This is a genomic window from Natrinema salaciae, assembly GCF_900110865.1.
In the GTDB taxonomy this organism is placed as follows: Archaea; Halobacteriota; Halobacteria; order Halobacteriales; family Natrialbaceae; genus Natrinema; species Natrinema salaciae.
The window spans coordinates 743206-767572 of the sequence record NZ_FOFD01000003.1 but is presented as its reverse complement, the minus strand read 5'-3'; the positions used below and the strand labels follow the sequence as shown (position 1 = coordinate 767572).

At 65.1% G+C, this 24367-nt stretch carries 18 protein-coding genes; 7 read left to right on the top strand and 11 right to left on the bottom strand.

Annotation, left to right across the window (positions count from 1 at the left end):
- Window positions 1–13: 13 nt before the first annotated feature.
- The 5 genes from BMX07_RS13000 to BMX07_RS12980 all read right to left on the bottom strand — a co-directional run bounded on the left by BMX07_RS13000 (window position 14) and on the right by BMX07_RS12980 (window position 6544).
- Window positions 14–1768 (bottom strand): endo-1,4-beta-xylanase, encoded by a 1755-nt coding sequence (locus BMX07_RS13000; RefSeq protein WP_090618308.1) that lies wholly within the window; start codon window positions 1766–1768, stop codon window positions 14–16.
- A gap of 133 nt (window positions 1769–1901) precedes the next feature.
- The gene (locus BMX07_RS12995; RefSeq protein ID WP_090618307.1) at window positions 1902–3596 is read right to left on the bottom strand and encodes an endo-1,4-beta-xylanase; all 1695 of its coding nucleotides are present in this window, start codon (window positions 3594–3596) and stop codon (window positions 1902–1904) included.
- Between the two features lie 78 nt (window positions 3597–3674).
- Window positions 3675–4103 carry a cellulase family glycosylhydrolase gene (locus BMX07_RS24505; RefSeq protein WP_175480139.1) on the bottom strand — a complete coding sequence of 143 codons (429 nt, stop codon included), beginning with the start codon at window positions 4101–4103 and terminating at the stop codon, window positions 3675–3677.
- Window positions 4104–4303: 200 nt separating this feature from the next.
- On the bottom strand, window positions 4304–5956 hold the full coding sequence (gene pyrG / locus BMX07_RS12985) for a glutamine hydrolyzing CTP synthase (protein ID WP_090618305.1): 1653 nt from the start codon (window positions 5954–5956) through the stop codon (window positions 4304–4306).
- 213 nt (window positions 5957–6169) lie between these two features.
- Window positions 6170–6544, bottom strand: coding sequence for a hypothetical protein (locus BMX07_RS12980; protein ID WP_090618304.1), 375 nt, complete (start codon window positions 6542–6544; stop codon window positions 6170–6172).
- Window positions 6545–6681: 137 nt separating this feature from the next.
- Between BMX07_RS12980 and BMX07_RS12975 the strand changes: the two genes are divergently transcribed.
- Window positions 6682–7581, top strand: a complete 900-nt coding sequence (locus BMX07_RS12975) for a PH domain-containing protein (RefSeq protein ID WP_139210880.1) — start codon at window positions 6682–6684, stop codon at window positions 7579–7581.
- Window positions 7582–7698: 117 nt separating this feature from the next.
- Here the strand turns inward: BMX07_RS12975 and BMX07_RS12970 are convergent, their stop codons facing one another.
- Both BMX07_RS12970 and infB read right to left on the bottom strand, forming a co-directional pair.
- Complete coding sequence (locus BMX07_RS12970) at window positions 7699–9435, bottom strand: histidine kinase N-terminal 7TM domain-containing protein (protein WP_090618303.1); 1737 nt, start codon at window positions 9433–9435, stop codon at window positions 7699–7701.
- 170 nt (window positions 9436–9605) lie between these two features.
- Window positions 9606–11405 (bottom strand): translation initiation factor IF-2, encoded by a 1800-nt coding sequence (gene infB, locus BMX07_RS12965; protein WP_090618302.1) that lies wholly within the window; start codon window positions 11403–11405, stop codon window positions 9606–9608.
- 270 nt (window positions 11406–11675) lie between these two features.
- Here infB and BMX07_RS12955 point away from each other — a divergent pair, with 270 nt between their 5' ends.
- Together BMX07_RS12955 and BMX07_RS12950 are read left to right on the top strand one after the other, a co-directional pair.
- Entirely contained in the window at window positions 11676–11921 is a 246-nt protein-coding gene (locus BMX07_RS12955) for a PRC-barrel domain-containing protein (RefSeq protein ID WP_090618300.1), read from the top strand.
- Window positions 11922–11925: 4 nt separating this feature from the next.
- A complete protein-coding gene (locus tag BMX07_RS12950) occupies window positions 11926–12384 on the top strand; it encodes an NOB1 family endonuclease (protein WP_090618299.1) in 459 nt (152 codons plus the stop codon).
- 45 nt (window positions 12385–12429) lie between these two features.
- Here BMX07_RS12950 and BMX07_RS12945 read toward each other — a convergent pair whose 3' ends face one another.
- Window positions 12430–13557, bottom strand: a complete 1128-nt coding sequence (locus tag BMX07_RS12945) for a CPBP family intramembrane glutamic endopeptidase (RefSeq protein ID WP_090618298.1) — start codon at window positions 13555–13557, stop codon at window positions 12430–12432.
- Window positions 13558–13629: 72 nt separating this feature from the next.
- Window positions 13630–14925, bottom strand: a complete 1296-nt coding sequence (locus tag BMX07_RS12940; protein WP_090618297.1) for a hypothetical protein — start codon at window positions 14923–14925, stop codon at window positions 13630–13632.
- Window positions 14926–15121: 196 nt separating this feature from the next.
- On the opposite strand from BMX07_RS12940, the gene BMX07_RS12935 reads away from it, so the two are divergent.
- From BMX07_RS12935 to BMX07_RS12925, 3 genes are all read left to right on the top strand, one after another.
- On the top strand, window positions 15122–15595 hold the full coding sequence (locus tag BMX07_RS12935) for a DUF5812 family protein (RefSeq protein WP_090618296.1): 474 nt from the start codon (window positions 15122–15124) through the stop codon (window positions 15593–15595).
- Between the two features lie 118 nt (window positions 15596–15713).
- Window positions 15714–16589 (top strand): protein translocase subunit SecF, encoded by an 876-nt coding sequence (gene secF, locus BMX07_RS12930; protein WP_090618295.1) that lies wholly within the window; start codon window positions 15714–15716, stop codon window positions 16587–16589.
- Window positions 16586–18211 (top strand): preprotein translocase subunit SecD, encoded by a 1626-nt coding sequence (locus BMX07_RS12925; protein ID WP_090618294.1) that lies wholly within the window; start codon window positions 16586–16588, stop codon window positions 18209–18211. The genes secF and BMX07_RS12925 overlap by 4 nt, the downstream gene beginning before the upstream one ends.
- A 284-nt stretch (window positions 18212–18495) precedes the next feature.
- Here the strand turns inward: BMX07_RS12925 and BMX07_RS12920 are convergent, their stop codons facing one another.
- Entirely contained in the window at window positions 18496–18867 is a 372-nt protein-coding gene (locus BMX07_RS12920; protein ID WP_090618293.1) for a hypothetical protein, read from the bottom strand.
- Window positions 18868–19116: 249 nt separating this feature from the next.
- Here BMX07_RS12920 and BMX07_RS12915 point away from each other — a divergent pair, with 249 nt between their 5' ends.
- On the top strand, window positions 19117–19362 hold the full coding sequence (locus tag BMX07_RS12915) for a helix-turn-helix domain-containing protein (protein WP_090618292.1): 246 nt from the start codon (window positions 19117–19119) through the stop codon (window positions 19360–19362).
- A gap of 552 nt (window positions 19363–19914) precedes the next feature.
- Here BMX07_RS12915 and BMX07_RS24835 read toward each other — a convergent pair.
- The gene (locus BMX07_RS24835; protein ID WP_090618291.1) at window positions 19915–24285 is read right to left on the bottom strand and encodes a PAS domain S-box protein; all 4371 of its coding nucleotides are present in this window, start codon (window positions 24283–24285) and stop codon (window positions 19915–19917) included.
- Between the last annotated feature and the right edge of the window lie 82 nt (window positions 24286–24367).

The following is a 24367-nucleotide window of genomic DNA, read 5'->3' as shown; positions in this document are numbered from 1 at the left end:
CTCCGTGCAGCCTCTAGATATCCCTCAGAAGGGAAATCACGTCGCTGAAGCCGATGCGGCCGTTCCCGTCGAAGTCGAACGCGTCGGCGTTCCCCTGGATGTCGTCGCTGTCGAGATTCTCGAACAACGCGTTCACGTCGCCGTGCGTGGTCTGGCCGTCGCCGTTGACGTCCTCGTACAGGCTATCGTCGTCGGGATCTCGAGCGCAGTGCTCGCCCACCTGGACGCCGCCCTGCTCCTCGCAGTCGCTGGTGCTCGTCCCGGGGGTGACGACGAGGTCGGTCGTCCCGCTCGCGTCGGTCACCGACACCTGCTCGGTCGTCGACTCGCCGCCGACGGTGATCGTCACCTCGTGGACGCCGAGGAACGCGTCCGTGGCGTAGGTGCCGCTGTCGTCGGTCGTGCCCGACGCTTCCGTCCACCACTCGTCGAAGACGAGGTCCTGATACACGTGGTAGGCGGGCTTGGGCGTCCAGTCCTCGTAGAAGAACGGCGCGTCGTCCCGCCAGTGGTGCGCGTCGCTCCCGCCCGCGACCAGGAAGGCGTCGGTCGCGTCGTGGCTGAAGACGGTCTTGAGGTAGTCGTGGAAGAAGTCGGCCTTCTCCTCGTCGGACCAGTCGTCGCCGGTCGCGTCGTACTCCGTCACGCGCAGGCGGACGCCGTGCTGGGCGTACCTGTCGAGGACGTCCAGGGTCTCTTCGGGCGAGACCGCCGAGTCCCGGTCGCCGAAGTGACTCTGGATTCCGGCGTAATCGAGCGATCCGTTCTCGGCGAGGAACTCGATCTGGCGCTCGTAGGCGCTCCGGGCGTACTCCAGCGAGCCCTCCATCGTGTTGTAGTCGTTGGTCGCCAGGCCCACGTCCTCGGGCGCAACGTCGCGGGCGTGATCGTACCACTCCGCGAGGACGGGCGCCGTGACTGGGTCGAGGTCGTCGGATTCTTGCTCGCCGGGCACGCCGTTGACGGCGCGAATCATGCCGGGTACGTGGACGACCTCGTTCATCACCTCCCACTCCTCGATGACGGACCCGTACTCGGTGCCCTCGTACTCGAAGTCGGCGTAGTGCTCGATGATCTCCCGGACGTGCTCGAAGCTTCTGTCCCTGACGTGCTGGGGGTCGAGGTCCGCCCCGCTCTCACCGCTCTGGTGGTCGACGCCCATCGCGTCGACGACGTCACCGGGCACTGCCCAGGCGTCGACGTTGGCCCACAGGCAGACGTGGCCGCGGATATCCAGGCCGTTGTCCTTCGCCCACGCGGTGGCCTGATCTGCGATCTCCTGGTTCTCCTCGAAGAAGCGCCACTTGTGGTAGTTCCCGAACCACACGATGTTGAAGTCCTCCTTCAGGGTCTCGCGGTACGGGTGGCCGGGCTCCGTCTCGTTCAGGAGGAGGTTGGCGGACAGCACGTATCCGAACCCGTAGTCGTGTTCGGCCATCTCGACGTCGACGTCGGCGTTCGGGACCGGTTGGCCGGTCTCGTCGACGACTTCTACCTCGAGGCTTCCCTGCCGGTGCTCGGCGATCCGTCGGTCGGCCTCGGTCTCCCAGTCGGCCTGGGCGGCGGCGCTCCCGGTCGCCGATCCCGCGAGCCCGCCCATGACGCCGAGCACCCCGACGGCCCCGACGGTCCGTAGGTAGTCGCGACGGTCTATCGGTGAAGTCGCCTCGTGCTGGTCGGTCGTGCGATACTCATCCGCGTCGGTGTCCTGGGGGTCGCGTGACGACGGCGCGTCGTGCTCACCCCTAGCTTCGTCATTCGTTGTCATAGTTGTCGTGTTCGATGGTTCGCTCGTCGAAGTCGATCGTCCCGGTGCCGATCGCTTTCAGCACCCGTCGACGCCGATCGACGCGACCGTTCCCGTCCGGATCAGTCGACGATCCAGCTCCGTTCAGCCGTGGCTAGATATCCCTCAGAAGGGAAATCACGTCGCTGAAGCCGATGCGGCCGTTCCCGTCGAAGTCGAACGCGTCGGCGTTCCCCTGGATGTCGTCGCTGTCGAGATTCTCGAAGAACGCGTTCACGTCGCCGTGCGTGGTCTGGCCGTCGCCATTGACGTCCTCGTACAGACCATCGTCGTCGGGATCTCGAGCGCAGTGGTCGCCCACCTGGACGCCGCCTTGGTCCTCGCAGTCGTTGGTGCTCGTCCCGAGGGTGACGACGAGGTCGGTCGTCCCGCTCGCGTCGGTTACCGACACCTGCTCGGTCGTCGACTCGCCGCCGGCGGTGATCGTCACCTCGTGGACGCCGAGGAACGCGTCCGTGGCGTAGGTGCCGCTGTCGTCGGTCGTGCCCGCGTCCGACGTCCACCACTGATCGAACACGAGATCGGTATACGCGTCGTATCCGGGCTTGGGCGTCCAATCCTCGTAGAACAACGGCGCATCGTCCCGCCAGTGGGATCCGTCCCAGGGACCCCAGATAACGAAGTCCGTCACCGCCTCGTGACTGAAGGTGGTCTTCATGAACTGGTAGAGGAACTCGCCCTGAGCCTCGTCCGCCCAATTTTCGTCGGCCGCGTCGAACTCCGTGATCCGCACGTCGACGCCGTGGGCGGCGTACTCGTCTAGCGTGGACAGGGTCTCGTCGGGCGTGAGCGCCTCGTCCTCGCTGAAGTGCGACTGGAGGCCCACGCCATCGAGCCTGGCTCCGGAAGAATCGTTGAGGAACTCGATCTGGCGGTGATACGCGTCGCGGGCGTACTGGTACGGACCCTCGAGCGTGTTGTAGTCGTTGACGTCCAGCGCGACGTCGTCGGGGGCGACCTCGGTCGCCTGGCGGTACCACTCCGCCAGGATCGGTGCCTCCACACCGTCGACGTTCTCGCCGTCGACTGCCTCGATCAGTCCCTGCTGGTGGACCACCTCGTTGACCACGTCCCACTGATCGATCACCGATCCGTAGTACGTGCCGTCGTACTCGAAGTCGTCGTAGTGGGAGATGATCCGTTCGATGTGGTCGAGCGAGCGCTGTTCAACGTGCGCCGGATCCAGGTCCGGCCCCGTGTTTCCGCTCTCGTGGTCGACGCCCATCGCGTCGACGACGTCCCCCGGGACGGACCACGCGTCGACGCTTCCCCAGATGCAGACGTGGCCGCGCATGCGCAGCCCCTGATCGAGGAGCCACGCGGTCGCCTCGTCGGCGATGTCCTGATTCTCCTCGAAGAACCGCCACTTGTGGTGGTTTCCGAGGACCGCCGTGTTGAACAGCTCGGGGACGACCGAACGGTACTCCTCGGCGTCTTCCTGGGACACATCCGAGTCCGTGCCCGTGACGATCGTCGCACCGACGGCGGTACCGAACCCGAAGTCGTGTTCTTGCATCTCGACGTCGACGTCGGCGTTCGGGATCGGTTGGCCGTTCCCGTCGACGACTTGTACCTCGAGGCGTCCCTGCCGGTGCTCGGCGATCCGCCGGTCGGCCTCGCTCTCCCAGTCGTCGCTCTGTGCGGTCGCTGCGCCCGCACCCGCGGTGGAGAGTACGCCGATGGCTCCCGCGACACCGACCGTCCGCAGGTAGTCTCGACGGGTGGCCGTCCCGCGATCGTTCCGTTTCGACGCGCCTTCCGTTCCTTGCATCTTATCGTGGTTCGTCATGGTAATAGCCAGCTCGCTGCGCTGGGTCTACGCAGTGATGTTGCTTCCAGCATATCAATTTTTACAACAATGTGTTTTTTAATATGATCTCGTGCCTATCGCGCTCGGATAATCGGGACTCGGTTCCGAATTCGGCCTCGAGCGGGTCGTCCCACATACTCGGGTTGTCGGCTCGTTGCACACCTCGTAGAGGACGCGCGACTGGCCGGCGTATCGCGGTGCGACCGTTTCCCAGAACGACTCGACTTCCTCGGACAGCTTCGCGTTCGGCTTGCCCGTATCCGGAACCGCCCAGTACTGCTTCCCGGACCAGTGACGGGGAAAGTCTCCGAGGCAGTAGCCGCCGTTCTGGCGACACCACTCGACCACGGGGTCGAGGTGTTCCTCGAGGTCGGTCTCGAACACGAGCGTCCGCTCGCCGAGGAAGGACTGTTCGTAGGGTTCGATGATACCCTGGCGGACCTCGACGACCGCTCCGTCGACCGTCGCGTGTCGTCCGTCGTCCACGAGGCGTCGAATCCGGTCCAGTACCGTCGGTTGGGTTTCAGCACCCCGATGTCCGCCGACGATTCGGGTGGACTGGAGTATCGCGACTGGATTTCGTCGACCATCGTCGTACAGCGCCGACCGATGGCTGGTCACAAACGTGCGGTCGCTACCTGCGGACAGCGGTGCCCGTTCCGGGTTGTCCGACGAACCGGCCCGACTCAGGCCTTGGCGTCGGCGGTCGTGGCTTCGGATTCGTTCTCCAGAACCGCCTCGAGCAGTCCGAGGAACGGCGGGCTCGGCTGCCCGGGCCGGGACGTGTACTCGGGGTGGAACTGCGTCCCGAGGAAGAACGGGTGGTCCTCGAGTTCGAGGATCTCCATCCGGTTGCCCGCGGTGCCCGAGAAGACCAGCGGCTCGTCGTCGAACTGGTCGAAGTACTCGGGGTTGACCTCGTAGCGGTGGCGGTGGCGCTCGCTACAGGACGTATCTTCGTAGAGGTCGTAGGCCAGCGTTTCGGGTTCGATCACGGTCGTGTGCTCGCCGAGCCGCATCGTGCCGCCCATGTCCTCGACCTCGTACTGTTCGGGCAGGATGTCGATGACCGGATGAGGCGTGTCCGCTTCCATCTCGGCGGAGTGAGCGTCCTCGAGGCCGAGCACGTTCCGGGCGTATTCGACGACCGCCATCTGGAAGCCCAGACAGAGCCCGAGGAAGGGCACGTCGTTCTCGCGGGCGTACTGGACCGCCCGGATCTTCCCCTCGGTGCCGCGCATCCCGAAGCCGCCGGGGACGATGATCCCGTCGGCGTCCTCGAGTTGGTCGTCGTACCCGTCGGCCATCCCGTCGGCGTGGACCCAGTGGACGTTCACGTCAAGGCCGAGTTCGAAGCCGGCGTGTTTCAGCGACTCGTGGATCGACATGTACGCGTCCTCCAAGTCATACTTGCCGACCAGCGCGATGTCTATCTCGCCGTCTTTCTCGGTGGTGGCGGTCTCCCGCCAGCCGTTGGCCCGTTCGCCCGCTGGCAGGGCCTCGTCGGCCAGTCCGAAGTGCTCGAGGACGTACTGGTCGAGCCCCTCGTCCTCGACCATCAGCGGGACGTGGTAGACGTCCTCGACGTCGGGATTGGAGAACACCGCCTCGGTCGGGATATCACAGAACAGCGCGATCTTCTCTTTGGTTTCCGGATCGAGGCGATCCTCGCAGCGGCCGACGATAATGTCGGGCTGCAGGCCGATCGAACGCACCTCCTTGACCGAGTGCTGCGTCGGCTTCGTCTTCTGTTCCCCGTTCTTCGAGTAGGGCACCAGCGTGACGTGGGTAAAGAGAACGTTCTCTTCCGGTTCCTCGTGGGCAAACTGGCGCAGCGCCTCGAGGTAGGGCATCCCCTCGATGTCACCGACGGTGCCACCGACTTCGATGATACAGACGTCTGTCCCCGCCGCGGCCTCGCGAATGCGGCGCTTGATGTCGTCGGTAATGTGCGGAATGATCTGGACCGTCTTCCCCAGATAGTCGCCGGCCCGCTCCTTCTCGATAACGTGCTGATACGTCTTCCCCGTGGTGATGTTGTGGTCCGAGGTCATGTCGATGTCGAGGAACCGCTCGTAGTTCCCCAGATCGAGGTCGACCTCGCCGCCGTCCTCGAGGACGTAGACTTCCCCGTGCTGGTAGGGGTTCATCGTCCCCGCGTCGACGTTCAGGTACGGGTCGATCTTCACTGCGGTGACGTCGAACCCGGCGTTTTTCAGGAGGCGGCCGGTGCTCGCGGCCGTGATCCCCTTTCCAAGCCCCGACATGACACCGCCGGTGACGAAGATGAACTTGTTCCCCAGCGAGGGGTCATAATGAGTGTCCGATTCCGTCGGCATACCGAGTGTGCGCGCGACCGCTTGAAAACGATTTCGGGACCACACCGCCACCGACAGAGGTTGTCACCCCTCTCGTCCCGCAGCGGTGTGACGGTCGCTCGGTCGCTCCCACTGCGGACCCGCGTGCGCCTACGAGAGTCGACGCCCCGGCCGAGACCCACGGCTGCCGCCGGTCCGAGAGCTATCGCGGGGATCGCCCGCTGTGGCCGCCGTTCACTCGCGCTCCGTCTCCTGCGGGTTCTCGTCCTGCACTTCGACGATCGCCGCCCGCTCGAAGGACTCGATACCGCCCTCCATCCGCAACTGAACCGTCGTCCCGGGGAGGCCCGACTCGTCCTCGTCCCCGTCGGTCGCGTCCTGCGGGACGGAGACGGCCGTGACGCCGTCGACCGTGAGGGAGCGCCGCTGAATCGGGTCGCCCTCGTACTCGACGGTCTCCCAGGTCTCGACGTCGAGTTCGGCCACGTCTTTGCCGAAGTACTCCTCCCCCTCGGGGTTCACCGCGTCTTCGGTCTGGGACTCGCCGGTCGTCCTGTTGTCGTCGAACTGTACCTCCTCGTGTTTGTACTGGCGGAACTGGACGAGCATACCGCATCGACCACGAGCAGTGTGTTAATGCTTACAGGAGACGCTGCCGATGGCCGCCGTCTCGAGCCGGCGGCGAGTGTTTGCGGAGCGATAGCACCGCATTTATTTTATACTCCGCGATCGAAGTCTGGAACACCGTGGCATCTCACGAGCGACGCGCGATCGTTCGGGTCGGTGAACCCGACATCGGCTTTCAGGCCGGGTTCGGCTTCTATCTCGGGATCGTCGTCACCGGCATCATCGCACTCGCGGGGTTGCTCGCCGGCACGTCGACCGCGACGCTGCTCGGGGTCCTCCCGAGTACGGTGACGGCCGTCGCGATCGTCGGTCACATTTACACGAAACGCGCACACGGCCTCCCCGAGCGAATCGGACGGAACAGGTGGCGACGCCTCGCCTGTTACGCGCCAGCGGCGGCGTTCGGGGCGATGCTCGTCGCCCCTCGGTTCGCACCTATCGAGGCCACCGGCCGACTCGTCGTCGTTACGGTCGCGCTGGTCGCCCTGACGGGCGTGTCCGGATTCGGCGTCGAGCGGATGGCGAAAAACCGGTACATCGACGCGATCACCGTCGACGAGCCGGCCGCGAGCTGGACGTGGCACAGATCCGACTTCCGCGCCGACGAGCGCGTCTGGAACGTGATGCTGGTCCTGATGATCGGTGCTGTCGGACTCGTGACTGCGTGGACGTCGGGAGGCATAGCCGGCCTGTTTTGGGTGTTATACGCCGCTATCGTGGTCGCCTCACAGTGGTTCGACTGGGGCGACGACTGGAACAGTTTCGAGCCGGAGGACCGGTGGAATCCGCCGGAACTGCACGCACACGAAGCGGGGGTCGTCGTCGACAAGTCGGTCGGGAAAACGTTCGTCCCGTGGGATGCGATCGCGGCCGTTCGGCTGACCGACGACGAACTGATCCTCGAGCGCCGACGCACCCGGTGGTTCGACATCCGCTGTGACCGGTCCGGAATCGAGGACCCCGAGGACGTGTTCGCGGAACTCGAGCGACTCGCACACGACGAGAGACGGACGATTTGACCGCGAGACCCGACTGACGACTGCAGGTCGCGCGCTGAACGAGCCGTCGCGACGACGCGGGAACGGCATCGGAAACAGCCTCCCGACCGCCGTCCCGCCACCCCAACGGTAGCTTCGTCAGTCGACCATCGCCGCGTCGCGCTCCCGGTCGCTGGCGCGAGGGAGCGTGATCACCACTCTCGACCCGTCGTCGCCGCCGGTGATCTCGATGGAGCCCCCGGTTTCCTGGACGATCCACGTCACGAGCCAGAGACCGACCCCGGTGCTGTGGGTCAGTTGTGTTTCCGTGCCCTGCACGATCGGTTCGAGTTCGGCCTCGGGGATACCGGGTCCGTTGTCCGCTACTCGAACTCGGACCACGTCACGGTCGTCCTCCTGCTCGACCGTGACGCCGATCGAGATCTCGAGGTCGGGACGGTCGGCGTGTTCGATCGCGTTCGTGACGAGTTCCTCGAGGGCGGTCGTGATGAACGGACCGGCGGTGGTCCAGGCCTCCTCGTCGCTGGTGAACGCGATTCGGACGTCGGGGTGGGTCCGACGTGTGGTTTCGACGAGCGTGGCAACATCGGCTGCGAGGTCCACTGGCTCCGACCGGTCGACGTCCAACTGCTTGACGACGCGAGCGAATTTCTCGCTTCGCTCGATAATGGTCGTGACGGCAGTATCGACACGGGCAGTGTGCTCGCGAAGGGGAGACTCCGCCAGTTCGTCCGCCAGCAACGACGTGTGTCCCTTGATGACGTTCAGTTCGGTCCGGATATCGTGACGAAGGAGTCGATTGAGGACGTTCAGCCGCTGTTCGTGCTGTCGCTGCTCGGAAATGTCCCGGAGACTGATCAGCTTCCCGGTTACCAGTCCGTACCCCCGCGTCAGAACCGAGACGCGAACGTCGTAGTAGCGGCGCATGTCGTCGTCCACGAGCGAGAGTTCGGTCCGGACCGTCTCGTTCTCGTCGGCGATCGGCGTCTCGACGACATCGGCCAGCGAGGGGCAGACGTCGCCGAGCTGTCGGCCGGTCACGGCCGAGCTTCCGGCACCGAGAATGGCCCGTGCGGCCGGATTCGTATCGACGATTTGCCCGCGACCGTCGACGACGAGGACTGCATCGCTCATCGTCTCGATGAGTTCGTCCCGCGCGACCTCTTTCGCGGCCGGGACGAGCGCCAGAAACCGGTGGCGGGCGACGATCACCAGCAGCATCAGCCCAGTGAGGGTAAACGCCATGATCGTCGGGTCGAAGCCGGCGGGCGCGAGTTCGGTAACGTAGATCGCGTTCCCGATCCAGGGCACGAGCACAGCGACGAGCAGTCCGATCGCCTGTCCGTAATACTGGCGGTTGGACAGGAGGGTGAGCTGTACGATCACCCACGAACCGATCACCAGCAACAGGTAGGAATACCCGATGTGAACCCAGAACGCCGGCCCGGCCGTCGCGTGAAGCACGGAGAACGTGCCGTAGCGCCGAATGCCGTCTACCGTCCTGAAGAGGCCGTGGGTCTCGTTCGTCCAGAGCAAGACGGTGACGAGTACTGGCACGACCAGCAACGATGCCAGCGTCCGCCCGTTCACCCGGCCGTCTCGGCCCGTGTACTCGAACGCGAACGCCAGCCACCCCACGGGAACGACGACGATTCCGGCGTACTGGACGTTCACCCAGAATAGCGTCGTCGAGAGCCCGGAACTGTACATCTCGAGGAGTTTCGCGAGGCCCCAGATCGTCACCGCAACCATGAGCACTGCGAGCCAGCGAGCACCCGGAATATCCCGATTTCGCCAGGCGGTGAGCGCGATTCCGCACGATACAGCGGCCGACAGAGCGACGAGAACGTGATAGGAAGAGAGATAGATCGACATAGAATCACGTTGAATACCGTCCCCTTCGCGTCCGGAACCGAGTAAGTTCGGGCCGATAACCGTTACGAGGGTGGTGAACGGCCATCACCGATACGATTTTCGGAATTAAAATGCCAGTTCGGAGCGACGGTCTCGCGGAGACGTCGACGCCCGAAACGCGGGGGCGACCGCTACTTCCCCCAGAACGGGTCCCGACTGCGCTGTTTGTCGAGGTACATGTTCAGCGCCTCGAGTTCGTCGCCCGGAATTTCGCTGGCGAGTTCCTGCTCGAGGATCTTCGCGTGTTTCTCGGGAATCTCGATCCAGAGTTCGTCGTCCTCCTCGATCTGGCGGCCGACGGTCGGGCCGTCGATGGCGACCGAGACGCGATTGCCCGCGCGGGCCTCGTCGACGTCCTCGCCCTGCTCTTGAATCCCCTTGACCTGTCCGACGCGATCGGGTTCGTTGCCCTCGAATTTGACGACGTTCGCGTTGTTCTGGATGGTCCCGGCGTTCACCTCGACGCCGACGACCGCGGGATCGTTCTGGCGGAACGTGTGATCGGGCAGGATGCGGAACCGGGCGGGCCGCGTGATGTTCTCGAGGATGGTGTCCTGCTGGGCCTTCTCGATCCCCTCGACGTACGCCTCGTACTCCTCGATGAGCTGGTAGATGACCTCGTCGGTGAAGATCTCGACGTCCTCGATCTCCGCGCGCTGTTCGGCGTCGTCGAGGGTATCGACGTTGAATCCGAGGATCGCCTTCTGTTTCCCGTCGTCGGCCGTCGAGGCGACCGAGACGTCGCGCGGCGCGACGTCGCCGACCTCCGCGCGGACGATCGGTACCTCCGCGTCGCCTAAGGCGTCGGCCATCGCCTCGAGGCTGCCGAGGGTGTCCGCCTTGACGACGACGCCCGCTTCGGCGGTGTCGACGGCGATGTCCGCGAGTTCGGCCCGGACTTCGTCGATGACGTCCTCGAGGGCGCGGTCGCGGACGACGCGAACCGGCGCGCCGGCCATGGCGTCCGCGAGTTCGGGCGCGGCGACCTTGATCCCGGCCGCGGCCGAGACCTCGTCGACTTTCTCGAAGCGGCTCTCGGTCCGAATCTCGGCGAGCGGCCGGGGCTGGAGCAGCGCGCGGACGTCGGTGACGATGGGCTCGTTCTGCCCGCCGACGACGATCGTGTCGTCCGATCGGATCGTCCCGTCGTAGAGGACGGTGTCGATCGTCGTCCCGAACCCTTTCTCCTCTTTGACCTCGAGGACGGTACCGACGCCGGGGCCGGCGACGTCGATCTCCATCTCCTCTTTCATGTAGCGCTGGGAGAGGCCCATCATGACGGTCAGGAGGTCCGGAACGCCTTCGCCGGTCATCGCCGAGACGGGGACGACGCCGACGTTCCGCTGGAAGTTCTGGACCCGCCAGTAGAGGTCCGCGGAGAACCCCTCGTCGGAGAGGTTGCCGATGATCTCGTAGAGGCTCTCGTCGAGTCGCTGGCGGACGCGGTCCGACTGGGACTCGTAGGTGTCGTTGATCGGCGAGTCCTCGGTGGCGTTCCAGCCGGGAACGGTGTCGATCTTGTTCGCCGCGACGATAAACGGCGTCTGTGACCGACGGAGGATGTCCAGCGCCTCGAGGGTCTGGGGCTGGAACCCGTCGTTGACGTCGACGACGAGGATGGCGATGTCGGCCAGCGCGCCACCGCGGGATCGGAGCGTCGTAAAGGAGTGGTGCCCCGGCGTGTCGATAAAGAGAAGGCCGGGGAGGTCGAAGTCGTCCGGATCGACGAGTTCGCCCGCGATCGAGGAGATGATATCCAGCGGGACGGCGGTCGCACCGATGTGCTGGGTGATCGCGCCTGCTTCACCCTCGATGACCGCGGAGCCGCGGATCTTGTCGAGGAGACTTGTCTTGCCGTGATCGACGTGTCCGAGGACGGCGACGATCGGCGTTCTGAGAGATGTGGGGTCGCGTGTATCCGTGTCCGACATGATGAACCACCCGAGAAGGTCTTACCTAAATCGTCCGTAGCGCCGTAGTTAAACCCATCGTCATCCGTGTTCCAGATCCGCGGCGAGAGCCTCGGTCACGAGGAGCACGGATCGCCGACTCGAGCGGGAGCCACCGCGCCCGTCGGTCCGCGATCGCGCCGCGGCCGGTCCGTCGCGGATCGGGGCCGTCTCGTCTCCATCGCCCGGGTTTCGGCGTCGTCGTTCGAGGACCCCGTGGTTTTTAATACCGATTAGTAAGTACGGGTATGCATGAGCGATATACTCGCTGAAAACCTCTCGGGGAAGTCCGTCATGGGGTCGGACGGCACCGAGCTCGGACTGCTCTACAACATCACGATGGATCTGAAATCCGGCAAGCTCCACGATCTCGTTATCGAGCCCGACGAGGAACTGTCCCGGCGTGCCGTCGACTTCGACCTCGACGACGCCGGCCGCTTTCTCGTTCCCGTCAACCGCGTCCAAGCGGTGAAAGACTACATCGTCGTCCAGCGCTAACGGTATGTACGTTCTCGACTCCTCCGCTTTTATCCACGACTTCCACACGACAGAACAGACTGCAACCATCCCGCTCGTCCGCGAAGAACTCGAAGACGAGAGCGCCTATCGCTACGACGCGATGGAGGGCTCCGGGATGCACATCCACATTCCCAACGACGACACCACCGAGAAGGTCCAGCGGGCGGCCCGCGAGTCGGGGGATCTCGAGGTGCTCTCGGAAACCGACGTTCGGCTCGTCGCGGCGAGTTTCGAACTCGACGCCACGTTAGTGACCGACGACTACGCGATGCAGAACGTCGCCGAGAAACTCAACGTCGCGGTCGAAGTGATCGCTCGAGAGGGGATCGACGAACAGCGCCACTGGCACTTCCAGTGTCAGGGCTGTGGCCGCGAGTTCGACGAGGAGAAAGACCGGTGTCCGATCTGCGGGTCGGAGCTGGCCCGGAAGAACCCGTCGTAGCCCGTCCTCGAACTCGTTTTCGGTCGCCGTCGATCGCTCGACCGCTCAGCCGTAGAGGAAGTAGAGGTTCGCGAAGAGGAGCGCGTTGTAGACCCCGTGAACCAGCGCCGGCACCAGGAGGTTGTCGGTCCGCTCGTAGATCGTTCCGAGGACGATCGAGAGACCGAAGATGGTGCCGAGGCTGGCGATCACCGCGCCGATCCCGGCGGTGGCGTACGCGAGCACGTGCACCGACGCGAAGATGACACTGGCCACGGCGACGGCACCGAACCGCGAGAACGTGTCGTACAGCGACTTCTGGATCACGTTCCGGTAGAGCAGTTCCTCGAACGGCCCGATGACCAGGATCGCGAGCGGGACCAGCACCAGCATCAGTTCCGGGCTCTCTTGGGCCCGCTGCGTCGTCGAATGGTCGGCGCTCTCCACGCCGGTCGACTGCATGAGTGCGGAGATCGCGAAGAGCGCGCCGAAAAGGACGATCAGCCCGCCGACGATCCAGCCGAGATCCCGGAGCGTCGGCCGCTCGAAGTCGATAAAGGACAGATCGCGGTCCGTCGACACGATGTAGCCGCCGGCGACGAGCATCGTTCCGATGGCCATACTGACCTGCCCGAAGACCGCGTTTTCGATCTCCGAGAGCGGCTCGAGGAGCGGCAAGAGCGGGACCGCGAGGATCGCCGCGACGATGGGCGTCGCGAGGAGTCCCGCGACGCCGACGATAGACAGCGTCGCCGTCTGGAGACTCCGGCGCTTGAGCCCGCCGCTGCTGATCCCGAAGTAGTCCGCGACGCCGAGACCGGCGGTGAGCCCCGCCGTGACGAACGCGACGAAGACGATCGGGATCGACACCGATGCCGACCCCGTCGGTAGGGCGGCGGGCACGGTAATCCCCTGATTCAACGCGTAGCCGGCGAGCAACACGACGGCGACGCTCGAGACGGCGGCGATCGGACCACCGATCCGCCGCTCGAGGGGGCCGTGACGGCGGACCAGAAAGGCGAGCACCGCGACGAGTGCGAACCCGGTTCCCGCCCAGACGACGGGGTCGTCGACGCCGCGGCGAACGGCGACGGCCATCGCGGCCATCGTCACTCCGGAGAGGACGGTTCCGATTCCAGGGACTGCGTCGGACGCGAGCTGGTCGACGTCGTCGGCCCGGGTAGTTTCGGTCATATACGAGTATTCGTGTGAGAACTCATATGCGCACCGCAAGCGGACGAGGGCGACGGGCGGTCCCTGGGCGAGCTATCGTTCGATCCGCAGCTCGGTCTTCTCCGCGACGGCCGCGGCTTCCTCGAACTCGCCGCCGCCGAGCAGGCCGCGAGTGGCCTTCTTGGCCCACTCGACGGCCGGCTGTTCGAACGTGTTCACTCCGTAGAGTTCGCCCGCGAGCACGCAGGCTGCCTCCATCCCGTACAGAAGGCCGCCGAGTTCGTACTCGTCGACCCGCTCGAGTTCGACGCGCACGTTCGGCCGACCGGCCGCCGCGAGGCTCGCCTCCGTGGCCTCGAACTCCGCCTCGAGCAGGTCGCCGAGCGTCGCGTCGCCCAGATAGGCGAGGTCGTCGACGTCCGTCCCCGGGATCGGACGGTCCTCGCCCTCGCGCGCGGTAACGAAGGTGACGAGCTTGTCCCGCGGGCCGGCGCGGTAGAGCTGCAGTTGCGAGTGCTGATCGGTGACGCCGAGCGCTCGCACCGGCGTCTGGCCGAGGTCGTCCTTTCCGAGGCTCTCGGCCCACAGCTGGGCGAACCACTCCGCGGCGGTCTCGAGGGACTCCGCGTAGGGCATCATTGCGTTGACGCCCGCGCCCCGCTGATCCAGCGCGTAGCTCGTCGCACCGTAGGCGTAGGCGGGACAGTCGAACAGCGAGCCCGACAGCGTCTCGGCCTCGGCGGCGGCACCCTCGAGCAGCGCCTCGAGGTCGTGCCCGCAGACGGCCGCGGCGACGAGCCCGACCGCCGAGAGCGCCGAGAAGCGACCGGGGACGCCGTCGGGAACGGGCAGCGAGGGGAGATCGTGGCGGTTCGCGAGGTCGCGCAGCGGGCCAGCCTCGCCGGTCGTGACGATCGTCCGCTCGGTCCAGTCGACGCCCGCCGACTCGACGGCCTCGCGAACGACCAGAAAGTTCGCCAGCGTCTCCGCCGTCGTCCCCGACCGCGAGACCACGTTGATCGCCGTGTCCGCGAGCGGAAGTCGCTCGAGGTGGCGCGAGACCCACTCGGGATCGACGTTGTCGAGGAAGACCGTCTCGGTGTCCGAATCCAGGGCGTTCGTGATCGTCGCCGCACCGAGCGAACTGCCGCCGATGCCGACGGTGATCAGCGCGTCGGCGTCGGCGACCGGCTCGACCGCCGCCCGGATCTCGTCGGGATCGGTCCGGTCCGGCACGTTCAGCGCCTCGTAGCCGTGTTCCGCGTTCGCCATTCCCGCCTCGATACGCTCGTGAGCGTCCGCGACCTGCTCGTCCAGCCGCTCGAGGGACGCCCTCGAGACGCCCGGCGACGCGACGGACGCGAGCGCGTTACCGATATCGACGTTCATATCTCAGCACGCAACCGCCTGCGATAAAGGCGTTCCGTGACGTGATCGCTACGCGGCTCCGTCCGTGGTCTCGTCCGATCGCGAGTAACGGACCGCCAGCCGCGCGAGCGACCGCCCAGCGATCCCGACCGAACACACACCACGATACCGATCGGAAGCCGAAACCCCGAAACCGATCCCCCGCCTACGACCGCCCATGACCGAAAAGACGGGAACGTTCGTCGTCACGCACGCCGAGTCCGATTCGGCGGTCGTTCGCGACGTCGAGACCGCACAGGTCCACACGCTCGCATCCAACCCCGACCTCGAGGTCTCCGACGTCCTCGAGGCGACCGTCGCGCCGGAGCCGCCGCTGGAGGTCACCTGGGAAGTGATCGACGTCGCGGACAGGCGCTCGATCGAACTGGTCGACAGCGACCTCGAGCCGACCCAACACGAGAAAACGCTGGCGTCCGAGACCGAGGTCGGCGATTTCGTTCAAGAGGAGCGTGCCGGAACGGGCGAACTCCACGTCTTCCGCGTCCCCGACGGCGAAGTCGAGGCCGCCGCCGAAGACGTCCTCGGCGACGAGGAGACGATCGCGCGAGCGGCCCGGCTCGAGGCGGTGCGGGTGGAGGTTCGCCGATCGGCCGACGAGGGCGTGTTGAGCGTGCGCTACCTGCCGGACTGATCGGCGTCGGCCGAGACGAAACTGCGTCGAACGCGTCGGCGGGCGTGTGGGCGTGTGACGGGATCTGCGCTGCTAGAATTGAGAAGGCTTACTTCGGGGGCCTTCGAGGTTCCGTTATATGGCGTATTTCGACGTACCGGAGATCGAGTACACCCGGTACAGTAACCGCCAACTCGCGGCGGTTCCGCTCGCGGTCCTCGCGGTAGCATTGATCGTCCTCAGCGGATCGTTTCTCGTGTACGGCACGCCGGTTCCGCTCGGGATGGACTTTGCCGGCGGGACGGAGCTGACCGTGCAGACGACGACGCCGGAAGGCGAGATCGGGTCGGCGTTCGAGGAACCGCCCGAGTCCGTGACGGGAACGGGGAGTTCGAACGAGTACATCATCCAGTTCTCCTCGACCGACTCGCAGGCCCTGAACGAACAGGCCGAATCCAACCTCGAGCAAAACGGCGACAGCGCGATCGTCCAATCGGTCTCCTCGACGTCGGCGAGCTTCGGCCAGGAGAGCCAGCGGACGGCCATGATCGGCCTCGTCGTCGCGTTCGTCGGCATGAGTGCGATCGCGTTCCTCCTCTTTCGGACCTTCGTCCCGTCGATCGCGATCGTCATCTCGGCGTTTTCGGACCTCATGATCCCGCTCGCGTTCATGCGGCTCGCCGGCATCCCGCTCTCGCTGGGGACCGTCGCCGGGCTCCTGATGCTGATCGGGTACTCCGTCGACTCCGACATCCTGCTGAACAACCACGTCCTGCGCCGGAGCGGTGACTTCTACGAGAGCACGGCCCGCGCGATGCGGACCGGCGTCACGATGACCGTCACCTCGATGGCCGCGATGCTCGTGATGGCCGTCTCGGCGTACATCTTCGGCATCGGACTGCTCGCCTCGATCGGTATCATCCTCTTCGTCGGCCTCGCGGCCGACCTCATGAACACCTACATGTTGAACCTGAGCTTACTCCGGTGGTACAAGTTCGAGGGGGTCCGCTCATGAACCCGATCGGCGCCGTCAAGGCCAACTGGCGAGTGCTTCTGCTCGTCCTGTTCATCGGCTTCGCCGTCGTCGCGCTGTTCATCCCGGGCGGCATCGTCGCCGACGACAGCCTCGCCGACGACAGCCTCCAGGAGAGTCCCACCAACCTCGAGTTCGGCCTCGGACTCGAGGGCGGCACGCGGCTCAGGGTGCCCGTCGCCGGCATGACCGCCGAAGACATCGACGCAGGCGCGGTCAGCGACGACGGGCAGATCGATCAGGACCGGCTCACCGAGGTCGAGTCGACGCTCGAGTCGGAGCTCGGCCTCGCACCGGCGGACGCCAGCGTCGACGTGCAGGACGACGGGACCGTCACCGCGGAGGTGTTCTCCGACAACGTGACCGAAGCGGAGTTCGCCGCGGCGTTGCAGTCGGCGGACGTCGACGCCTCCGAGGACGACATCCGCGACGGCGTCACGCAGGGGACCCGCAATAGCATGATCGAGACGATCCAGACGAAGATCAACGCCGCGGGGCTCTCGGGCGGGACGGCCTACGAGTCGACGACGGTGAGCGGGGACCACTACATCGTCGTCGAGGTGCCCAACATGGGCGCCGGCGAACTCCGCGACATCCTCGCCGAACGGGGGCAGGTCGAGGTCAGGGCGTACTATCCCGAAAACGGCAATCAGACGAATCAGACGGTGTTGACGAACGACGACATCGCCGACGTCGACCCGCCGGAACAGAGCGAACGCGGGTCGGACTACGTGGTTCCGGTGCAGGTCCACGAGGACGCCGCACCCGGCTTCCAGCAGCAGATGAACGACCTCGGGTTCACCAGCGAGGGCGTCGGCATGTGTAACCTCCGGGGCGACGGCGAGGAAATCAGCTTCGACCACGACGACCAGCAGTACTGTCTCCTGACGGTCGTCGACGGCGAAGTCGTCGACGCTCACAGTATGGGCGATCATGGTGGCAACGGGCTCGCGACCAACATGCGGGAAGGGTCGTGGGTGAACAACCCCGTCTTCCAGATGGGCGCTCAGAACCGGCGGGACGCCCAGTCGCTCTCGGTCAACCTCCGCGCCGGCAGTCTGCGCGCGCCGCTGGACTTCGGTGAGGAGCAGGTCTACTCGATCGAACCGGCACAGGCCGACCAGTTCAAGCAGTACTCGCTGCTGATCGGACTGCTCTCGGTGGTCGCCGTCAGCGTCGTGGTCTACTCCCGCTACACGGACACGCGCGTCGCCCTCCCGATGATCGTCACGGCGGTCGCGGAGGTCGTGGTCCTGCTCGGGTTCGCGGCGCTGATACGCATGCCGCTCGACCTCTCGCACGTCGCCGGGTTCATCGCCGTGGTCGGGACCGGGGTCGACGACCTCGTGATCATCGCCGACGAGGTGATGGACGAAGGCGACGTCAGTTCGGAGCGGGTCTTCCAGTCGCGGTTCCGCAAGGCCTTCTGGGTCATCGGTGCCGCCGCGGCGACGACCATCGTCGCGCTCTCGCCGCTCGCGGTGCTGAGTCTGGGTGACCTCCAGGGGTTCGCCATCATCACCATCCTCGGCGTGCTCATCGGGGTGCTCATCACCCGGCCCGCCTACGGGGACATCCTGCGACGCCTGCTGACCGACCGATAACCCGTTTTCGAGCGGCGTTTTACCGGCCGTTCCGACACCGCGGACACCAGTCGACGGTACCGTCCTCACCGTGAGCGCGTGCGAAATCGTACGAAACCGTATTGTCACAAGATGTACAGCGCGGCACGAAAGACACCATCGCAACGCACCCCCTCCATGAGGAATAACTGCCAGCCTGCAATTGCAGCCGTCTCGCGCGGACGTCAACCGGCCCGTCAATTTCCGACTCAGGCGCTCAGTCATCGAAATCGGCGGCCAGCTCGGGGAGCGTGTCCGGGTGTCGGCTACTCTCCGTCGGCGGTCCGCGATAGGCCGTCGTCGGCCGGAGGCGGGCCGTGCTCGAGGAGCCACGTCGCGGCCTCGGTGTAGAAGCGGATCGTTCCGAGATAGTCCTCGAGAGCGCAGCGCGCGGCCGGCTCGAGATCGCGTCCGTCGGCGGTCTCGAGGTCCTTGAGGACGATACCGGCCTGTTTGTCGATTTCCGCGAGGCGGCGCTCGATCGAGCCGGGGTCGTGACCGCCGTCGGTGATCGCGTCGCGAGACGGTGGTCTTCGCGACGGTCGGTCGTCCGCAGCGACGTCTCGGCCGCGGGGACGGCCGGCGATACCACTGTCAGTGGGGGAATATCCATTTGCCCCCGAGCGTTCGTTTCGCATGGTCGGAGACCTCGTGGCGAGGTCGACCCGACCCCGGCGTGCTGGGACACGCCGGACGTTCTGGCCCGGAAGGGTCGGGTCAAGTAGTCCGTTGCCCTCCACTTACAACTGTCTTCCTAACGTTTTACAATCGTAATAGAACACTTAGCCATTGAATTCGAACGTTTTCTATCCATTTCCATACATATCGGTAAAACTATGGGTACGAACCGATCCACCGTAGGTGTGGCACGACAACGGGCCGACTGGATGCGTCCGGTCGACGAGCACATCATGGAGACGATGCGGGATGAGGGAAATCTGACACCACAGGCTGTGGAAAACTTCAGTGTCTGTTCCCGAAGCCACGCCAGTGTGCGGCTTTCGAAGCTCGCGGACTACGGACTGGTCGAGCGGATCGCTCAGGGGCTCTATCGGCTCACCGACGACGGTCGAGCGTTTCTCAACGAGGAACTGGACGCCAGCAAGCTCGAGCCGGCGGCTCGAGATCGTTGAGGACGGATCCGCGAGAGTTCTTCGACGCGGTTTCGGCGCGGTGCCTGTCACCACGTCTCGGCGTCCCGCGTGGCCCCGGGGGGCTTCTTCGGGTGGCAGCCGGCGACCGGTACCTGTCGGCGAGGGCTTTGGGCTCGGACGGTGCCCCGCACAGCCGGGTCCATCGGCCGCGCCGGGATCGTCGTGCGCCTTCCGCCGGGAGCCTTCGGCGAACGGTCGCTACGGACTGCCCTATTATTCCGCCAGGGGCGGGCGTCACCCCATTGTTGTGTACGAACTATCTATACGTTAATATTTCGGCGATCATGCCACGCCGCAGTTCAGTCGCTGGGACTCGGACGAGACGGCATCGGGCCGTCGGCCGTGGCGGTGAAGACGGCACACGTCTCGGCGGTCCACGCGAGTGACCTCGTTTTTCGTGTTTCGTGTTCGGTTACGGAGACACGGTCGCAGCCACCGAGACGGTCTGTGCCTCGCTGCGAGACGTTGCCTCCGATCACTCGTGTATCCAGCTCCCGTCCCGTACTCGGAGGGGACAACTACGATTTCCGTTCACGACGAAAACAGTACATTGAACACCTTTCGCTCGGCCTTCCGAAGGTGGTGGTGGAAGGTCGGCGGAGCCACGTCCATCGATTCGGCGACTGCTTCGCCGGTGGCGTCGCGTGGCCACTCGAAATAGCCCACGTGGTACGCGGCCTCCAGCGCGGTACGCTGGCGATCGGTCAACTCGGCCATCACGTGTCGCTGGACGTGTCGGAGGTCGTCGTGTTTACGGCTAATCTGGCGGCGTCGAACCATCTCGGCCGCCGAGTAGGTTCCCGTGACGGTCTCGATGATCGTTCGGGCCTCCACGCTCGGCGCGAGGTGGATGGTCATCCGGTAGTCGCCGTCCTCGATGACAGCGCGATCGACGTACCCTCCGCGTGCCGCTACGGCCGACAGCACTGGTGGGTCGGTCAGTCTGAGTTCGAATCGAGCGGGATCGCCCTCCGAGCGGACGGTAACGGACTCCCAGTGCGGAAGTAGCGACGTGAGGTGGTGCACGGTATCGATGGCATCCGCCGTCGCCGTCCCGTAGACGAGGAACTCGCCGTCGCCGACTGGAACCGTGTCGTCGAGCGTAATTCTCCCGTCCGTCTCTACTGACGCGTCGAGGGTCTCGAGGATGTTCTCGATCTGGAACTCCAGTTCCACGAGTTCGTCGCTCATCAACGCTTGCTTGCGGTCGGTGGCGGCGATAGCGTGGCCGACCAGTTCCCCGAGCTGGGCGATCACCTCGCGTTCTTGGCTCTCGAACGCGTACGGTCGCTCCGCGTAGACGTTCAGTACGCCGTAGACCATCCCCTCGTGAACGATCGGGACGGCTGCGGACGATCGGAAACCGTACGGTTCGATATCTTCGCGCCACGGGTCGTGTCTGATATCCGTGAGAACGTCCTGGGAAACCTGAATCTCCCCCGTCCGGAGCGCCCTCCCCGTGGGCCCTTTGCTACGTTTGTCGTCCGGATCGATCGAGATCGTGATTCCGTCGAGGTAGCCGTCGACGCCTGCTTCGGTCCGCAGATTCACCGTCTGAGACGGCGCGTCCACATCTCCAACCCAGGCGAAGCGGTACGAATCCGTGTTAGCGAGATGTTCACAGACGGTCCGTTCGATCTCCTCGCGCGTGGACTGGTCGATGACCGCACTGGCAATCTCGCGGACGACGCTGTTGATGTTGTCGAGCGCGGCGAGTTGCTCCCGCTGACGGATCAATTCCTGTTCGTGCCGGTGACGGTCGACCGCGTTTGCAAGAATGTTGGCGACCGCTTGGACGAAAGCGGTGTCTTGTTCGGAGAATTCCGTCGGTTCGGTATCGTACGTTCCGAGGACTCCCCACGGGTCGTCAGCGGACCCAACGATCGTACTGATGCCACTGCGTACGTCGTGATCCCTGAGAAGAGAAGAACTGCTGTATCGGGATTCGACGCTCACGTCCTCGAGGACGACCGGATTCTCGGTGGCCAGCGTGTAGGCCGCTTGCGAATCGCCCTCGGCGGCCGAAACCGTCGCCGAGCCGACGCTGTCGTCGTCCCAGCCAGCGCCCTGCCGGAGCAGGAGTTCGTCGGCCGCAGCGCTCAGGTCGAGCACACCGGCGTAGTCGTTGCCGAGCGTCTCTGCGACCAGTTCGGCCGCTTCGGCCATCAGCGTGTCGAGGTCACGGTCTTTGAGGGCGCGCTCACCGAGCTCGGTAACGACTTCCTGCTGGCGGATTCGCTTTCCGAGTTTCCGTTCACGCTCGTTGCGTTCCGAGACGTCTCGGACGACGCCACAGCGGCCGGAGGTGTCGTCGAACTGAAACTGGGTTACCCGACTCTCGGCCGGTAACCGTTCTCCGTCTTTCGTACGTACGTCGAATTCGATGCTTGCGGTCTCGCGCTCCCCGTGTTCGACCGCCGCAGTCAATCGTTCGGCGCGGGGCGTGAGATGGTCGTCGTGGATCGTCGTGGCGTGTCGCCCGAGGAGTTCCGCTCGGTTCCGGCCGGTCATCTCGCAGAACGCGTCGTTTACCATGACGAATCGCGCGTCCGAATCGACCGCGTAGACGCCGTCCTCGACGGTCTCGACGATCGTCTCGTACAGTTCGAGTTGTAACTCGCGCTCTTTCCGTTCAGTGATGTCCGTGAAGTACACCGACAGACCGGATTCCGACGGGTAAATCCGAACGATCTCCCAGATGTCGAGTGGCTCCGAGAACCGCTCGAACGTAACGGGCTCCTGGGTGGCCATCGCCGTTTGAAATCGATCGCGGATCGGATCGTCGTCGGCCGTGGAGAGTGCTTCCCAGACGTTCCGTCCGAGCAACTCGGATTCGGGATACCCGAGCAATTCCTCGGCACGATCGTTGACGTACTCGAACCGCATCTCGTCGTCGAGCGCGTAAAACGCGTCGTCGACGCGCGCGAAGATTTCCTCCAGTTCCATTTTCAGGTCTTCACGTCTGCGTTCGAGGCGCTTGGTCTGCTCTTTGAGCCGTGTGACGTCCGTAGTGGTGGCGATAACGTGGCCCACCTGACTGTCCACGTCGGTGAACGGGGCCGCGTTGACCGATACCCAGTGGGACGATCCGTCCGGATGGACTAGCTTGACCTCCTGCCCGAAGACGGATTCACCGGTTTCGAAGACGCGGCCGACCGGACGCTCCTCGAACGGCAACGGTTCGCCGTCTTCACCGACGAGCGTCAGGTCACCGGCCGTGTACCCGTCTTCGTCGCCACCCGCGGAACCGATGAGGTCCGCCATCCCTTCGTTTGCACGCACTATTTGACGGTCCGGCCCGAAGACCGCGATCCCGACGGGGGCCGTCTCGAAGACCTGTTCGATGAGCTCTCGTTCGCGCTCCAGTCGCTCTTCGGCGCGCCTGCGCGCGATCAGTTCTCCGAGGTCCCCGGCGATCGACGATACCAACTTGACGAGTCGTTCGTCGGTCTCTCGAGGCGTTCGTACGATGAACGTGAGCACGGCAACGACCGTGTCGTCACTGACGACTGGTACCCCAACCGAGGATTGCAGACCGACGTCCAACGCCTCGTCCAGTCGCGGGAATTCGTCGCGCGATCCGTTCGAGAGATCGGCCGCCCACTCGAACTCCCCGGATGCCCACACGCGACCGGGAAGCCCCTCGCCACGGGCGAACGTGAACGATTCCGAAAATGCGGCGAACTCGGTCAGGTCGTCCGCGTAGTAGTCCGCCTCTGCGCGCCGGAGCACCCCGTCGTCGGTCGGAATCCACGCCTCGGCGTACTCCCAGTCGGTCATCTCGCAGACGTCTCGGAGTGCTGCCTGTAGCCCGGCTTCGAACGTCTCGGCTTCCGCGATGGACCGTGTCGCTTCGTATACCAGTTCGCGCTCGGTTTCCGCGCGCCTCCGCTCGGTCATGTCGCGGACGACTTTCACGTAGCCCTGCAGCTCGCCATCGATATCGTGAATCGCCGTCATAGTGACGGTCGCCCAGAACCACGATCCGTCCGCTTTGACACGCCAGCCGTCGTCTCGTATCGAACCGCGTTCGGCGGCCGCTGCCAGATTCTCCTCGGGAACGCCGGCGTCGCGGTCGTCTTCGGTGTAAAACACCGAAACGTGTTCACCGAGAATTTCGTCGGCCTCGTACCCCCCGATGCGCTCGCCGCCGGGATTCCAGGTCTGGACGCGCCCGTCCGGATCGAGCGTGAAGATCGCGTACCCCTCGACGGCCTGGACGATGGACTCGAATTCCCGCCGTTCTTTCCGGTGGCTCCGCTCCGATTGCTTTCGATCGGTGACGTCGTAGTAGAGTTCGACTCGGCCCCCTGCGTACGCCCCAGTCTCGATGGGCTTGCTTCGATGTTCGAGCCACCGGCCATCGCGGCCGTCCCCGGCGGTCACTCGACACTCGAACTGCTCGGTGTAGGTGTTGTCGTCGTAGGTCGCTAGCACCGTCTCCGCGAACGCCGTGGACTCCTCGACGGCGGCTGCGATCCGTTCGTCGACGAGCGTGCGCTTGTCACGGCCGACGGCGTGCTCTCGCTCGAGCCCGAAGTACCGTTCGATCGGTTCGTTGATCCAGACCACGTCGAAGTTCTCGTCGAGGACGAAGATGCCAGCCTCGACGTCGTTGAGGACGTCGTCTACGAGGGACTCCGCTGCGGCCGACCAGTCCGGAATCGCCGTCTCGGCCATCGCCGGGGGCCGCGCCGGGGACCGCCACCAGACGCGCGCGTTCGCGCCGACCTTCTTCGTTTCGAGCCGATCCCGCTCGACGAGTCGTTCCAGGCGGGCGTACGTGCTCCGTCTGCCGAGGTCGAGTTCCTCGGCAACCTCCGTCGTGGTCCGGGGTTCTCCCGATTCTTCGAAAAGGGTGAGCGTTTCTCGCAGGGCGTCCGTGAGTGCTCCCGAACTCATTGTCCCTGGTATCCGTTTCCGCCGTATGTACTTTCCGTCGATGGAGTGTCGTTCGGTCCGCGCTTCGGAGCGGATCAGCGTT